Raw genomic sequence first — 14,800 nt, 5'->3', positions numbered from 1 at the left:
TGTGTCATGGTGAGAATCCGGCGCAAGCTCATCCGACGCCAATGACCATTGCCTCGCCCGCGCCATCGGCCTCGAATCCGGCCAGCTGGCTCAACAACCAGCCTCATCTGCTGCTCAGCCTGAGCTCGCTGTTCTGGGCCGGCAACATCGTGCTCGCGCGCCATGTCGGTGCGCATGTGCCGCCGCTGACGGTGACGACGATCCGCTGGTTCGGCGTGTTCCTGATCCTGCTGCCGTTTTCGTGGCCGCACCTGAAACGCGACTGGGCCGCCCTGCTCAAAAGCCTGCCGCTGATGCTGTTCCTGTCGCTGGTCGGCTTTGCCTTCAACAACGCGATCTCTTACTGGGCGCTGCAATTTACGGAAGCACTGAACGCGCTGCTGATCCAGTCGGCAGGTCCCCTGTTCGTGGCGCTGTGGTCGCTGGTGCTGTTCGGCGTGCGGCTGACGGCCGGGCAGCTCGCCGGCATCGCGATCTCGCTTCTCGGGGTGCTCATCATCATCCTGCGCGGCGATCTCGCGGCGCTGGCGAGCATCTCCTTCAACAGGGGCGACATCATGTTCGCCTCCTCGCTGGTCGCGTTCGGCATCTACTCCGCCTTCATCCCGCGGCGGCCGAAGGTGCACCAACTCTCCTTTCTGTCCTTCACCACCTGCTGCGGCGCCATGATGCTGCTGCCGACCGCCGTCTGGGAGGCCTGGAGCGGCAATGTCATCCAATTCGACACTTTGACGCTGATGACGCTCGGCTACATCCTGATTTTCCCCTCGACGCTCGCCTATTTGTTCTTCAACCGCGGCGTCGCACTGATCGGGCCGAACCGTGCCGCGCCGTTCTTCCATCTGGTGCCGGTGTTCGGCTCGGCGATGGCGATCCTGCTGCTCGGCGAAAAGCTGCAGCCTTTCCATTTGATCGGCTATGCGCTGGTGCTCGTCGGCGTCGTCATCGCCTCGCGCCGGGGCGCTGCGATGAAGTAAATTCCGCGCCACGGACGCGGCACCCTGCCGTCTTCCGGTTTCGATGCGGACCAGCTAGGTTCCCCGCAACGAAAAAACAGGGAACGTCCGAACATGCTCTCATCGTTCATGCGCGTGATGCGCACCGTCGGCGCGGCTGCGCTGTGTCTTGCGGCCGCATCCACTGCGGAGGCCGATACCTGGCCGAGCCGCAACATCACGCTGGTGCTGCCGTTTGCGGCCGGCAGCGGCACCGACACCACGACGCGGCTGATCTCGCACCATCTGTCGCAGGCGCTCGGCGTCGGCATCGTCATCGAGAACAAGGCCGGCGCCAACGGCATGATCGCTGCGACCTATGTCGCGCGCTCGGCGCCCGACGGCTACACGCTGCTGGTGACCACCAACACCACCCATTCGGCCAATCCCTATCTGCTCAAAAGCCTGACCTACGATCCGGTGAAGGATTTCACCCCGATCGCGCGCACCGGCGATCTGCCATTCATGCTGGTGGTTCACCCGGACGTGCCAGCGAAAACAGTCGCCGAGCTCGTCGCCTACGGCAAGGCCAATCCCGGCAAGCTCAGCTACGCCTCGGGCTCTTCCTCGGCGATCGTGTCGGGCGCGACCTTCGCGCACAATGCGGGTCTCGACCTCTTGCACGTGCCCTACAAGAGCTCGCCGCCGGCGCTCAACGACGTCATGGGCGGCCGCGTCTCGATGATGTTCGTGGACATCCTGACCGGCCTGCCGCACGTCCAGGGCAACGCCCTGCGCGCGCTCGCCGTCACCACCAAGGACCGCACGCCGCTGATCCCCAGCCTTCCGTCGATGCAGGAGGCCGGCGTGCCTGATTTCGACATCTCATCATGGCAGGGCTATTTCGGCCCCGCCGGCCTGCCGAAGGAGATCGTGGTCAGGCTCAATGCCGAGATCCGCAAGATCATCGAGAAGCCGGAGATCAAGGCCCAGCTCGCCACGCTCGGCATGGACGCCTTCTCCGGCACGCCGGAGGAGCTCGGCACATTCGTGAACGAGCAGCTGGTGCTGTGGGAGAAGTTGATCAGGGACGCGGGAATCGAGAAGCAGTAGGGATGGTTCTCGTGTCCCGGACGCGCTGCAGCGTGCAACGCTGCTGCGCAGAGCCGGGACCCAGATTGCCGCAGCATGGGCCCCGGCTCTGCAGCGCACCGCTGAAGAAGCGCTGCGCTGCGTCCGGGGCACGAGACATGCGCAGAAATTCTACGCCGCACGGACCTTGGCGAGGAAGCCGTCCACCGCGCTGCGCAGCGCGCCGGACTGGTGGTCCAGCTCGCGGGCATTGGTCAGCACGTCGCTGGCCGCGGCGCCGGTCGCTTCCGCGGCCGAGGTGACGCTGCCGATATTGGCGTTGATCTCGCTCGAGCCGGCCGCGACCGACTGGATGTTGCGGGCGATCTCGCGGGTGGCTTCGCCCTGCTGCTCGATGGACGAGGAGATGCCGGCGGTGATCTCGCTCATCTCGGCGATGGTCTGGGTGATGCCGCCGATCGCCGCGACCGCATCGCTGGTCGAGGTCTGCATCGCCGCGACCTGCGCGGAGATTTCCTCGGTCGCCTTGGCGGTCTGGTTGGCCAGCGCCTTGACCTCGGACGCGACGACGGCAAAGCCACGGCCGGATTCACCGGCACGCGCCGCCTCGATGGTGGCGTTGAGCGCGAGCAGATTGGTCTGCGCCGCGATCGAGTGAATGAGCTTGACGACTTCGCCGATCTTCTCGGCGCCGGTGGAGAGCTCCTGCACCGTGGCGTTGGTACGCTCGGCGTCGCTGACGGCGCGGCTCGCCACTTCGGTCGAGCGCGTCACCTGGCGGGAGATTTCCGCGACCGAGCTCGACAGCTCTTCGGCGGCCGCGGCAACCGTGCCGACATTGCCGGAGGCCTTCGACGAGGCGGCGCCGACGGTGGCGGCGCGCGACGAGGCGTCGCTGGCGGTCGCGGTCATCGACTGCGCCGTCGACTGCATGCCGGCCGCGGCCGACGAGACCGAGCGGACGATGCCGTTGACGCTGCGTTCGAAGTCGTTGGCGATACCTTCCATCGTACTGCGACGTTCCGCCATGGCGCGCTCCTTGGCCGCCGCTTCGGTCTGCTCGAGATCGCGGATGCGGAGCGCATTGTCCTTGAAGATCTGGACGGTCGACGCCATCGCACCGACCTCGTCGCCGCGGCCGACGCCGGGGATGTCGCCCTCCAGCTTGCCTTCGGCGAGATCCTTCATGCGGGCGCCGAGCAGCGCCAGCGGACGGCTGATGCTGCGGCCGAGCAGCCAGGCGACGCTGCCCGCGACGATGACGATGCCGAGCATGGCCAGGCCGAGCAGCCAATAGACCGGGCCCATCTTGGCATCGATGTCGTCGAGATAGGCGCCGGTGCCGAGATACATGTCGAATCCGGGCACCGCGACCGCGTAGCCGAGCTTGCGGATCGGCGTTTCCTGACCGGGCTTCACATATTCATAGTACAGCAGGATCGAGCCGTTGGCCTTGACGCCATCCATGAGCTCGACGGACAGCCTGCGGCCGTTGGTCACGACGTCCATGCGGTTGGCGCCGATCTGCTTCGGATCGGGCGCGAGCTGGGTGATGCCGTCATAGGACGTGCCGAACAGGTAGCCCGAGCCGTTGTCGTAGGTCATCGCATTGCCGTAGCGGCGAAGCTCGGCCAAGGCTGCGTCCCTGGTCAGCTCGCCGGCATCGACGCGCTTCTTCAGGGCGGCTGCAAAATTGCGACCGAGATCGACGATCGACTTGGCCTGATCGATGCGCGCATTCACCATCTCGCGCTTCATCAAATAGCCGGCGAGAACTCCGGCCACGCACAGGCCGAACAACGTGACGCCGACAAGGATGCCTAGCTTGGCGGCGATCTTCAGATTGCTCAACTTCACTGGATGGACTCCGGAGAAAAAGGGATACGGGCACGCGAGTGAACCGATCGAAATTGAATCAACTTTTAGTGTGGGACCCCTTAGCAAGTTACTTACGGCCCTCCGTAGAAGGGCTGACACTGCCGCCCAAAACGGCAAATAACATCGCTCTGGACAACCGGGAATTGTACGCGCTCGCGTCGATTTCGCGTAAAAGACGTAAAGGCCCACCCCCTGGGTATGGGTCGCAACAAGAACCGACAAACCAAATCGGGAGCAGGAAATGCCGAAATACAGGGTGATGACGCCGAAGGGCGCGAGCTTCACGGTCGCGGGCAGCGATTATTCCTACGAGCGCGAGGCGCTCGATCCGATCGATGCCGAGATCGTCGAAGCTCCGGCCAACGAGGCGGAATTCATCGCCGCCGCGAGGAATGCCGACGCGATCTACGCCAAGGGCATCCCGATCACCAAGACCATCATCGACGCACTGGAGAACTGCAAGGTCATCACGCTCGGCTCGGTCGGCGTCGACAGCGTCGACGTGAAGGCCGCGACCGCGCGCGGCATTCCCGTCACCAACATTCCCGACACCTTCATCGAGGAAGTCGCAGACCACGCGATGATGCTGTTGCTTGCGGGCTTCCGCCGCGTGGTCGAGCAGGACAAGATGGTGCGCAGCGGGCGCTGGGCCGAGGGGCGGCCGGCGCTGCTGAAGATTCCGCGGCTGATGGGGCAAACGCTCGGCTTCATCTCGTTCGGTCGTGTCGCGCGTGCGGTTGCGAAACGCGCCGCACCGTTCGGCCTGCGCATGATGGCCTACGATCCCTTCATCCAGGAAACGCTGATGTGGGACCACGGCGTTATCCCCGCGACGCTGAACGAGGTGCTGTCGCAATCCGACTTCGTTTCGATGCACGCCCCGGCCCGGCCCGAAGTGCATCACATGCTGACCGAGAAGCATTTTCGGCAGATGAAGAAAGGCTCGATCTTCATCAACACCGGGCGCGGCGCTACGGTAGACGAGGAGAGCCTGATCAAGGCGCTGCAGGAAGGCTGGATCGCGCACGCCGCCCTCGACGTGCTGGAGAAGGAGCCGCCCTCGCACAACAACCCGATCCTGGGAATGGAGAACGTGACCCTGACCGCCCACGTCGCCTCGGCCTCGGCACGGTTCGACGAGGCGCGCAAGCGCCGGGTGGGCTACGAATTGTCACTGGTGCTTCAGGGCATGTGGCCGGTAAGCTGTGTCAATCCGTCGGTGCTGCAGAACACCGCGCTCCGCCGCTGGCAGCCTGTCGGCATGGATCGCGGACCGAACAGCTAAGACGGCAGGCGCAAAAGCACGCCGAAAGCAGGAAACGGCCCTTCACCGGCGATCAACGCCGGGAAGGGAGACAACACAGGGAGGAACTGATGAGGAACGACATCACCCGTCGTGATGCCTTGGCGCTGGGCCTGTCCGCTGCGACGTTCGCCGCCACTGGTGCTGCAGCGCAAACATCAAACATCAAGGCCGCTGACGTCCCGGCGCCCAAGCGCGAGATCGAAAAAGGCGCGTCCTTGCGCATGCTGCGGCCGGTGCGCTTCGTCCAGGCCGACGAGGACGTGTTCCGCGCCAATGCGGCAAAATTCACCAAGGACACCGGGGTCGAGGTCAAGGTCGATTTCGTCGGCTGGGAGGACATCGCCCAGCAAACCGCGGTCACTGCCAATTCCGGTGCCGGCCCCGACATCATCATCGGCTTCTCGGATGCACCGCACATCTATATCGACAAGCTGGTCGAGCTGACCGATGTCGCCGACTATGCCGGCAAGAAGTACGGCGGCTGGCTGCCGCTGGCGCAGCGCTATGGCAAGAAGAACAAGAGCGACACCTGGATCGGATTGCCGTTTGGCGCCACCCCGGGTCCGCTGGTCTATCGCAAGTCGATCCTGCAATCGGTCGGCTTCGACAAGGTGCCGGAAGACCATGCCGGCATCCTCGATCTCTGCCAGAAGCTACAGAAGGCCGGCAAGCCCGCGGGCTTCGCGCTCGGCAACGCCAAGGGCGACGGCAACGGCTTTGCCAGCTGGGCGCTGTGGTCGCACAACGCCGCCCTGCTTGACGAAGAGGGCAACGTCATCATCAACAGCAAGGAGACGATCGCTGCGCTGAACTGGGTCAAGCAGCTCTACCCGACCTTCATCGCCGGCACGACATCGTGGAACGACGTCAGCAACAACCGTGCCTATGCCGCGCAGGAGATCGCGCTGACCGCCAACGGCGTCTCGCTCTATTTCTCCCTGAAGAACGATCCGGCGACCAAGGCGATCGCCGACGATACCGAGCATCAATTGCTGCCGAAGGGCGTTGCCAAGATCTCGCCGATGTCGGGCCTGACGCTGAACGCCATGGTGTTCAAGCACAGCCAGTACCCCAATGCCGCAAAGGCGTTCCTGCAATACATGCTGGAGAAGGACCAATACGAGCCATGGCTCAACGCCAACTCCGGCTATTGGTCGCAGCCGCTCGCAGCCTATGCCGACGCCGGGGTGTGGTCGCAGGATCCCAAGCTGAAGATCTTCAAGGACACCATGAACAGCACCTATTATGACGGCTATGCCGGCCCGATCTCGACCGCGACCGGTGCCGTCAGTGCCGACTACGTGCTGATCCAGATGTTTGCGTCGGTTGCCACCGGCGCGGCCACGCCGGAGGCCGCGGCCGCAGAAGCCGAGCAGCGCTGCAAGCGGTATTTCCGGCGGCAGAAGTGACGGCCGTCAGGCCGTCATTGCGAGAGCGCGTGACCAAATTGCGAAGCAATTTTGCACTGAAGCGACGAAGCAATCCAGACTGTAGCCGCGGAAGCAGACTGGATTGCTTCCGCCTTCGCCGAGGCTTCGGCGGACAAGTCGCTTCGCTCGCAATGACGGGTGTGGTGACTTTCACAGACAGGACAACGCCCCAATGTCCGTGACGACGCTTCCCTCCCCGATCCTCATCCACCGGCAGCCGAACTGGCTGGTGCGGCTGTTCGACTACAAGCCGTTCCTGATCGCGATGTGCCTTGCGCCCGCGCTCGGGTTGCTCGCGGTGTTCCTGACCTATCCACTGGGCCTCGGCATCTGGCTCGCCTTCACCGACACCACGATCGGCCGCAAGGGGGAGTTCGTTGGGCTGGAGAACTTCCAGTACCTGCTCACGGATTCGCTATGGTGGAATGCGGTATTCTACAGCGTGGTCTACACGGGCATCGCGACCTTCGGGAAGTTCGCGCTCGGCTTCTGGCTCGCACTGCTGCTCAACAACCATTTTCCGTTCAAGAGCCTGTTGCGCGCGATCATCCTGCTGCCGTGGATCGTGCCGACGGTGCTCTCGGCGCTGGCGTTCTGGTGGATCTACGATCCGCAATTCTCGATCATCTCCTATCTCTTGGTCGACGTGCTGCACTGGAAGTCGAGCAATGTCGACTTCCTCGGCTCGCCCTGGCCGGCCCGGTTCTCGCTGATCGCCGCCAACATCTGGCGCGGCATTCCCTTCGTCGCGATCTCGCTTCTTGCAGGCCTGCAGACCATCTCGCCCTCGCTCTACGAGGCCGCGATGCTCGACGGCGCCAGCGCCTGGCAGCGCTTCCGCTACATCACCTTCCCGATGATGATGCCGATCCTCGCCATCGTCATGACCTTCTCGATCATCTTCACCTTCACCGATTTCCAGCTCGTCTACGCCATCACCCGCGGCGGGCCGGGCAACTCGACGCATCTGCTGGCGACGCTGGCGTTCCAGCGCGGCATCGCCGGCGGCGAGCTTGGCGAAGGCGCGGCCATCGCGGTGTCGATGATCCCGTTCCTGGTGTTCGCGACGCTGTTTTCCTATTTCGGCCTGGCACGCCGCAAATGGCAGCAGGGAGAGGCCAATGACTGACGCCGTCGCGCAAGCCGCAACCGTCGCCGATGCCAAAGCGGCGCCGGACACCATGGCCTGGGATTCCGGGCTGCGGCGGCTGATGATGATCTACCTGCCGCTCGGCTGCTTCGTGCTGATCCTGCTGTTTCCGTTCTACTGGATGGCGATCACCTCGTTCAAGCCGAACGCGGAGCTGATGAACTACAAGGAGCACAATCCGTTCTGGATCTCCTCGCCGACGCTGGCGCACATCAAGCACCTCTTGTTCGACACCGCCTATCCGCGCTGGCTGTGGACGACGATGCTGGTCGCGATCGGGGCGACGACCCTGTCGCTGGTCGCGAGCACGCTGGCTGCCTACGCCATCGAGCGCCTGCGCTTTCGCGGCAGTCCCTATGTCGGCCTCGGCATTTATCTGGCCTATCTCGTGCCGCCGTCGATCCTGTTCATCCCGCTCGCCACCGTGGTGGTGCAGTTCGGCCTGTTCGACTCGCCGCTGGCGTTGATTCTGGTCTACCCGACCTTCCTGGTGCCGTTCTGCACCTGGCTGCTGATCGGCTATTTCAAGTCGATCCCCTACGAGCTCGAGGAATGCGCGCTGGTGGACGGCGCGACGCGGCTGCAGATCCTGCGCCGGATCACGCTGCCGCTCGCCGTGCCCGGGCTGATCTCCGCCGGCATCTTCTCGTTCACGCTGTCCTGGAACGAGTTCATCTATGCGCTCGCCTTCATCCAGAGCGGCGCCAACAAGACCGTGCCGGTCGCGATCCTGACCGAGCTTGTCACCGGCGACGTCTACCAATGGGGTGCGCTGATGGCGGGCTCGCTGCTCGGCTCGCTGCCGGTTGCGATCTTCTACTCGCTGTTCGTGGATTACTATGTGTCTTCGCTGACTGGTGCAGTGAAGGAGTAAGCCGGTACTGCAGCGGTCAGACAGCCGCCAAACGCCGTTGGGCAGTCCCAACCAGATCGATTGCCGGTCTATCCCGCGCGGCGGCATCCCTTGCGCGGTTACGCTCGTGACAGCTCTCCAGCCGCGAGCGGCGGGTGCGGCTGCGACGGCTAGGTCGCTCGTGCTTGCATGAGACTTCCGATCGCGATCAAACCGTGCCAACCGGACCAACAGGAGAGGATACGAAATGCGCACCAATATTCTTGCGTCGGTAGTATTGGTAATTTTCGTCGCATCTGCGATCGGTCTGTTCTTGTGGGTCGGGAACCATGCCGAAACTTATTTCCGCGGCCAGGGGTTCGAATCGCGATTTCCCGAGAAGACGCTCTCCTATTCGGAGAACGACCTACGGATGCTGGTCAAGTCGGACATCAGGAGCAGCTACATCAGTCCCATTCTGTTTCCGCTCGACTTGGCCGTCATGCTGGCACTCTCGATATCGCTGGGAGCTGCGTCCTTTTTCTGGGCTCGGCAGCTATACCCCACATTGGCTCAATTCGCGCTACTGCTGCCGGCGATCTACCTCCTGAGCGACATGATCGAGGACGGTCTTCTCATCTGGTTGCTCAGGCGGGGCGATCCGGATACTGCGGCGTCCGCACTTTTGGTCCTGAAAGCCATCACCGCGATCAAGCTTGCGACCATCACCGGCGCGTTCATCCAGACAGCTCTTGCCTTCGTCGTTTGGCTTTGGCGAACGTTTGCCCGCTGATGAGAGACGGCCTCGTTCACCGTGCCCGGCCCGATCTCAGCGCGGTAAAGGAGTAACCCGCGGCTGCGGCGTTTGGCCCGGCTTCACAAAACTGCAATGAGCGATCCGCATAAGGCGTCGTCCACTCACAGGAGACGCATATGCGCGCGACTTTTCTCTCGACCGTCGCAACGATCATTCTCACCGCGAGCACCGCGCTCGCGCAGAACGAGGGCGAATTCCCGGCCAAGCTCGCCGGTCACGTCGTGATGCCGGCCGCCACTTTCATCGACGCGCCCGCCGATGCGCCGGCCGATCTCAAGACCTCGGGGAAATACACCACGGGAAAACGCGTCGACGCGCTCGGCACCGTGATGGGCAAGTCGTTCGAGCGCCCGACCGGCATCTCGCTGCCGTTCAAGGGCCAACCGCTGCAGGGCCATTCCGGCATCAAGCACATGCCCGACGGCACTTATTGGGTCATCACCGACAACGGCATGGGCGCGCGCGCCAACTCGCCGGACTCGATGCTGTACCTCAACCGCTACAAGATGGATTGGGCCAGCGGCAAGATCGATCGTCAGGAGACCATCTTCCTGCACGATCCCGACAGACGCGTGCCGTTCCGCATCGTCCACGAGGACACCGAGAAGCGCTATCTCACCGGCTCCGATTTCGACACCGAAGGTTTCCAGATCATCGGCGACACCTTCTGGATCGGCGACGAGTTCGGCCCCTACATCCTGAAGGCCGACAAGACAGGCAAGATCCTCGCCGTGTTCGAGACCATTGCCGACGGCAAGCCGGTGCGTTCGCCCGACCATTGGGCGGTAGCGACCCCGGGCGCGCCGGGCGCGACCTACACCAACGTCAATCTCCGCCGCTCCAAGGGCTTTGAGGGCTTTGCTTCCTCCAAGGACGGCAAGTTCCTCTACGGCCTGCTCGAAGGCCCGCTCTGGGACGCCGACAAGAAGGACTGGGAGCGTGTCGACGGCAAGGAGGCTTCGCGCATCCTGGAATTCGACGTCGCCGCCGAAAAATTCACCGGCCGTTACTGGCAGTATGTGTTCGAGCAGAACGGGAACGCCATCGGCGACTTCAACATGATCGATCCGAGCGCCGGCCTCGTCATCGAGCGCGACAATGGCGAGGGCACGCCGGACAAGGCCTGCCCGGCCGGCACGCGCGGCGAGAACTGCTTCCCCGACGTCGCCAAGTTCAAGCGCGTCTACAAGATCGAGCTGACGGAGGCCAATGTCGGCAAGCCCGTGCGCAAGATCGGCTATATCGACCTGATGAAGATCCAGGACCCCGACAAGAAGGCCCGGAAAGCCCTCAATGACGGCGTCTACACCTTCCCGTTCTTCACCATCGAGAACGTCGATCGCGTCGACGACACCCACATCATCGTCGGCAACGACAACAACCTGCCGTTCTCGTCCAGCCGCGATCCCAACAAGGCCGACGACGACGAGTTCATGCTGCTCGAAGTCGCCGACTTCCTGAAGGCGAAGTAAGGACAGCGCTCTCTCCTCTCCCTCCCCCGCTTGCGGGGGAGGGTCGGGGAGAGGGTGTCTCAACAACGAAGACTCCCCAAGAGGATAGAGCCCTCACCCCAGCCCTCTCCCGCAAGCGGGAGAGGGAGCGCATCTCCTTCGTGGCGCGACCGCCCCTAACCCGACGGCACGATCACCATGGTCTTGTCCTTCGGCCAGCGGACCCGCCAGGCGAAGTTGATGTCGCGGACCTCGCCGGGCTTGGCGTCGAACGACCATTCCAGCACGCCGCGCTTGTCGCGGATATCTTTGGCCGTCGGCGGCGTGGTCGCGGGCAGCATCTCGACGACGATCTCGTCATTCTCGCTGACCGGCAGCTGGTCCTCGATCGCGACGCGGATCGGGAAGTCGTGGCCGTTGCGGATGGTGGTCTTGAAGGCCCGCTCGTCGGTTTTCGACGTCGTGACCAGCAGGCCGGCCGAGCCCTCGTTGCGCTTGAGCACCGCGCGCTCGATCTTGACCTTGTCGTCGGCACCGAAGCCGAGCCGCACGATATCATCCTTGGCTGAGGCCGCGAGCTTGCCGCGGCCGACGAAGATGCCGTCGCGGTAGATCGCGACCTTGCCCGGCAACAGCGTCGTATCGTCGGTCTGCTTGAAGCTGGCTTCGAGGAAAGCGGTGGGGTCCTGCACCGGCGCGGCGCGCACCGCGAGGTCGGCGGGCACGCTCATTGCGGCGATGCGCAGGCTCTTGGCGCCCTCCGCGGCGCCGAGGCTGACGCGGCCGGGGATTTTGAAAGTTGCCTGGAAGTCGCCGATCTCCGCAACCGCTTGCTGTTCGTCGGCTTGCTGGGCGACTGCAACCTCTTGCCTCGCGCTGGATGCCGGCTCGATCTTCCGCAACATCGGCGCTGCCGCGGGCGCAGGCATCGCCATGTCCGAGACCTGGCCCAGCGCGCGCGGCTTCGGCACCTGCGGATATTGCGCCACCAGCGACCCCAGCTCCGGCGCGCTGCCGCCGCGAGCGATGCGGACCGTGGAAACGCCGAGCGCGACATTGGACCAATCCTCGCCGGTCGATTGCGTGACCTCGGCGCGGCGGACCAGTTCGAGCTGCGGCTTGCGGTCCTTGGCACCGGTATCGAGCCGGGCGTCATAGAGCGGCAGCCAGCGTGCGTTGCGGACTGCATAGGTCACGCGCAGATTGGCCTTGGTCGCGGCTGCCGAAGCGACGTCGATGCGCACCTCGAGCTTGCTCGGCGGCTTGGCGGATCGATCGGCCTCGAGCTGCGCGATCTGGCGATCGATCTCGCGTTGTTTTCGTGTGGCATCGCGGATCGCGCTGTCGGCGGCCGCGACTTCCTCGGCCACAGCGGTAAAGGCCGCGCGCCACTCGGTGATCGGACGCGCCTCGCCCTTCTCGCCAAGGCCGGCAGGTGAGGCTTCGGCGAAGCGCTGGGCGAATTTGCGCCGGGCGGCGGCCGCGTCGATCGCGCCTTGCAGGTCGGCGCGCTCGTCCTTCAGCGCCTCGATACGCTTGTCGAGCTCGGGCAGATTGACCGGCGGCGCCGCACGCGGCGGCCGCGCATCGATAGTGCCGATGGTCAGCTTGGCGCCCGCCTCGCCCTCGACACGAAGCGACGACGGATCGAGCGAGAGCGGAAAATCCCTGGCGACCAGCGTGCTGTCGCCAGAGGCGAGATCGATCGCGATGACGCGGGTGACGGTGGCGCCGTCAGGGTAGACGGTGACGGTGTCGATGGCCGATGTGGCGTCCACATCGGCGGCCCATGAGGGCGAAGCGAGTGCCGTGGTCACCAGGACCAGGCTCGTCGTCGCCAGACATCTTGCGATCGTGCGCATCAAACTTCTCCCTGCCGATATCGCCGCGCCGCCAGCCGGACGCGCGAAAACATGCCACGCCATCAGGTTAAGACGCGGCAGGGAAGGAACCGGTTCGATTGAGGTTTCCGTTGGGCACAGTTGCGGCAGCAGCATGGCCGCGGAACAACAGAATCGTAACAGCAGACCTCAGACTTGCCAGACCTCAGACCTGGCCGGGCGCCCCCTGGCCGAAGATGCGGCGGAGCAGGTCAGTCACGTTCTTGGCGCCGGCCTTCTTCAGGATGCTGGCACGATAGCCCTCGACCGTGCGTGCGCTGAGATGCATGCGACGGGCTACCTCCTTGTTGGTGAGGCCGGCAGCCAGATGCGCGAGCACGTCGCCTTCGCGCGCCGTCAGCGGTTCGCAACCGGGCAGCCAACGCTGCCGGCTCGGATCGGGCTGGGCGGATTCGTCAATCGCGGCATCGATCCGGTCGACGACCTCATGGCTGCGGAACGGCTTCTCGATGAAGTCGGTTGCGCCACTCTTGATGGCATCCACCGCCATCGCGATGCTGCCGTTCGCCGAAGTTACCAGCACCGGCGCCATGCAATTTTCCTCGCGCAGGCGCTTGAGCACCTCGAGGGCGGCGGAGCGATCCGGCGGCATCTCCAGCAGCACGCAGGCCGGCATCCGCTCTTTTGCTTCCGACAGCAGCGATGCACCGTCGGCGAAGCAGATCACGTCATAGGCGCTCTGTTGAAGCGCCATTGAAAGTTGCTCGCGTGAGGTTGCATCAGTGTCAATGACGAATACCTCACCCTTGGAAAGCATGTTCCCCGGCATAATCCCGATCCAGCAATGTCTTGGTCAAATGATACGAGGCGGCCGGGGGCCTCATCGCGCCCCGCCGCCATCAGCACCGCATTCACGCCGGTGCTTCGCTTTCCCTTATGTATGTTCCACCCTGTTCCCGGATTTGACGGATCGGGACAGAAACTTTACATTTCGGGACATCTGCAGGAATGGCTGACAGGAACAGGTCGCATGACCGACCTCATTCGCAGTGCAGGCTTGAGTTGTTACCCCGAGGTCGCCCGGTCGGTTGGGCTCGATCCCAGGCAGATGATGCGCAAGGTCAGGCTGCCGCTGGCCATCCTCGACAGTCCCGATACACCCATTGCGGTTTCGGCGTTGCGTCGTCTGCTCGAGATATCGGCAGCGGAGTCCGGTGCCGAAGATTTCGGCTTGCGGCTCGCCGAGCGCGGCGGCCTGACCAATTTCGGCTCGGTCGGCCTGATCGTGCGCGAACAGGCCACCGTCGGCGAGGCGATCGAGGCATTCTCCCGCTTCATCCATATCCATCATGACGGCATGCGGCTCGACGTCGTCAGGGACAAGCAGACCGTGACCATCACGCTGCATTTGCGCGGGCGGCAACCGACCGCGCCGCGCCAGTCGATCGACATGGCGCTGGGCAGCACCCACCGCATCATCCAGTCGTTGTTCGGCAGCGACTGGCGGCCGCTGGAGGTGCACCTGCACTACCCGCCGCCGCACGACAGCAAGCGCTATCGCGAATTCTTCGGCTGCCGCGTGACGTTCAATGCAGATGGCGATTCGATCCTGATGTCGGTGCACGACATGGAGCGCCGGATCCCGAGCGCGCATCCTCTCATCGCGAGTTATCTGCGCAAGCGGATCGAAGCGATCGAAAACCGGCCCGCGAGCTGGGAGGAAAAGGTCGACGAGGTCGTGCGCAGCCTGCTCGCGAGCGGCGACTGCACGGTCGACCGCGTCGCCGAGCGTCTCGCCTGCACGCGCCGCACCATCCACCGGCACCTCGCCGCAGCAGGCACCAGCTTCTCGGCCATCCTCGACGCGCAACGCGCGGATCTCGTGATCCACCTGATCGAGGACCCCGACAGGCCGCTTGCGGACATCGCCGCGCAGCTCGGCTTCTCCGCGCAGAGCGCCATGGCCCGCTGGTTCCGGGGCCGCTTCGGCTGCACCATCACGGAATGGCGGCGCGGCGTGCGGCCTCTGGCAAAACCGGCCGGCGTCCCCTCAGCGTCAGCCGCCTGA

At 64.2% G+C, this 14,800-nt stretch carries 12 protein-coding genes; 9 read left to right on the top strand and 3 right to left on the bottom strand.

Annotation, left to right across the window (positions count from 1 at the left end):
• The first annotated feature begins 41 nt into the window (after positions 1–41).
• Positions 42–977 carry a DMT family transporter gene (locus M2427_RS01340; protein WP_280704255.1) on the top strand — a complete coding sequence of 312 codons (936 nt, stop codon included), beginning with the start codon at positions 42–44 and terminating at the stop codon, positions 975–977.
• Positions 978–1,070: 93 nt separating this feature from the next.
• Complete coding sequence (locus M2427_RS01335; RefSeq protein WP_280704254.1) at positions 1,071–2,048, top strand: tripartite tricarboxylate transporter substrate binding protein; 978 nt, start codon at positions 1,071–1,073, stop codon at positions 2,046–2,048.
• A gap of 150 nt (positions 2,049–2,198) precedes the next feature.
• Here the strand turns inward: M2427_RS01335 and M2427_RS01330 are convergent, their stop codons facing one another.
• A complete protein-coding gene (locus M2427_RS01330; RefSeq protein ID WP_280704252.1) occupies positions 2,199–3,884 on the bottom strand; it encodes a methyl-accepting chemotaxis protein in 1,686 nt (561 codons plus the stop codon).
• Between the two features lie 262 nt (positions 3,885–4,146).
• Here M2427_RS01330 and M2427_RS01325 point away from each other — a divergent pair, with 262 nt between their 5' ends.
• The 6 genes from M2427_RS01325 to M2427_RS01300 all read left to right on the top strand — a co-directional run bounded on the left by M2427_RS01325 (position 4,147) and on the right by M2427_RS01300 (position 10,912).
• Positions 4,147–5,190: a C-terminal binding protein gene (locus M2427_RS01325; protein ID WP_280704251.1), complete on the top strand. Its 1,044-nt coding sequence runs from the start codon at positions 4,147–4,149 to the stop codon at positions 5,188–5,190.
• Positions 5,191–5,279: 89 nt separating this feature from the next.
• A complete protein-coding gene (locus M2427_RS01320) occupies positions 5,280–6,620 on the top strand; it encodes an extracellular solute-binding protein (protein WP_280704250.1) in 1,341 nt (446 codons plus the stop codon).
• Positions 6,621–6,813: 193 nt separating this feature from the next.
• Complete coding sequence (locus M2427_RS01315) at positions 6,814–7,770, top strand: sugar ABC transporter permease (protein ID WP_280704249.1); 957 nt, start codon at positions 6,814–6,816, stop codon at positions 7,768–7,770.
• A gap of 52 nt (positions 7,771–7,822) precedes the next feature.
• Positions 7,823–8,665, top strand: a complete 843-nt coding sequence (locus M2427_RS01310; RefSeq protein WP_280704694.1) for a carbohydrate ABC transporter permease — start codon at positions 7,823–7,825, stop codon at positions 8,663–8,665.
• Positions 8,666–8,891: 226 nt separating this feature from the next.
• On the top strand, positions 8,892–9,416 hold the full coding sequence (locus tag M2427_RS01305; RefSeq protein WP_280704247.1) for a hypothetical protein: 525 nt from the start codon (positions 8,892–8,894) through the stop codon (positions 9,414–9,416).
• 140 nt (positions 9,417–9,556) lie between these two features.
• Positions 9,557–10,912 carry an esterase-like activity of phytase family protein gene (locus M2427_RS01300; RefSeq protein ID WP_280704246.1) on the top strand — a complete coding sequence of 452 codons (1,356 nt, stop codon included), beginning with the start codon at positions 9,557–9,559 and terminating at the stop codon, positions 10,910–10,912.
• 155 nt (positions 10,913–11,067) lie between these two features.
• Here the strand turns inward: M2427_RS01300 and M2427_RS01295 are convergent, their stop codons facing one another.
• Positions 11,068–12,753 carry a mucoidy inhibitor MuiA family protein gene (locus tag M2427_RS01295; protein WP_280704245.1) on the bottom strand — a complete coding sequence of 562 codons (1,686 nt, stop codon included), beginning with the start codon at positions 12,751–12,753 and terminating at the stop codon, positions 11,068–11,070.
• A 184-nt stretch (positions 12,754–12,937) separates the two neighbouring features.
• Positions 12,938–13,561, bottom strand: coding sequence for a response regulator (locus M2427_RS01290; RefSeq protein WP_280704244.1), 624 nt, complete (start codon positions 13,559–13,561; stop codon positions 12,938–12,940).
• A gap of 201 nt (positions 13,562–13,762) precedes the next feature.
• On the opposite strand from M2427_RS01290, the gene M2427_RS01285 reads away from it, so the two are divergent.
• Positions 13,763–14,800: an AraC family transcriptional regulator gene (locus M2427_RS01285; RefSeq protein WP_280704243.1), complete on the top strand. Its 1,038-nt coding sequence runs from the start codon at positions 13,763–13,765 to the stop codon at positions 14,798–14,800.

The sequence above is a fragment of the Bradyrhizobium sp. BR13661 genome, assembly GCF_029892425.1.
Taxonomy (GTDB): Bacteria; Pseudomonadota; Alphaproteobacteria; order Rhizobiales; family Xanthobacteraceae; genus Bradyrhizobium.
This window is presented reverse-complemented; position numbering and strand designations above follow the sequence as displayed.

Coding starts and splice junctions, on each gene's coding strand:
- M2427_RS01340 (WP_280704255.1), top strand. CDS start 42: ATGACCATTGCCTCGCCCGCGCCATCGGCCTCGAATCCGGCCAGCTGG.
- M2427_RS01335 (WP_280704254.1), top strand. CDS start 1,071: ATGCTCTCATCGTTCATGCGCGTGATGCGCACCGTCGGCGCGGCTGCG.
- M2427_RS01325 (WP_280704251.1), top strand. CDS start 4,147: ATGCCGAAATACAGGGTGATGACGCCGAAGGGCGCGAGCTTCACGGTC.
- M2427_RS01320 (WP_280704250.1), top strand. CDS start 5,280: ATGAGGAACGACATCACCCGTCGTGATGCCTTGGCGCTGGGCCTGTCC.
- M2427_RS01315 (WP_280704249.1), top strand. CDS start 6,814: ATGTCCGTGACGACGCTTCCCTCCCCGATCCTCATCCACCGGCAGCCG.
- M2427_RS01310 (WP_280704694.1), top strand. CDS start 7,823: ATGGCCTGGGATTCCGGGCTGCGGCGGCTGATGATGATCTACCTGCCG.
- M2427_RS01305 (WP_280704247.1), top strand. CDS start 8,892: ATGCGCACCAATATTCTTGCGTCGGTAGTATTGGTAATTTTCGTCGCA.
- M2427_RS01300 (WP_280704246.1), top strand. CDS start 9,557: ATGCGCGCGACTTTTCTCTCGACCGTCGCAACGATCATTCTCACCGCG.
- M2427_RS01295 (WP_280704245.1), bottom strand. CDS start 12,753: ATGCGCACGATCGCAAGATGTCTGGCGACGACGAGCCTGGTCCTGGTG.
- M2427_RS01290 (WP_280704244.1), bottom strand. CDS start 13,561: ATGCCGGGGAACATGCTTTCCAAGGGTGAGGTATTCGTCATTGACACT.
- M2427_RS01285 (WP_280704243.1), top strand. CDS start 13,763: ATGACCGACCTCATTCGCAGTGCAGGCTTGAGTTGTTACCCCGAGGTC.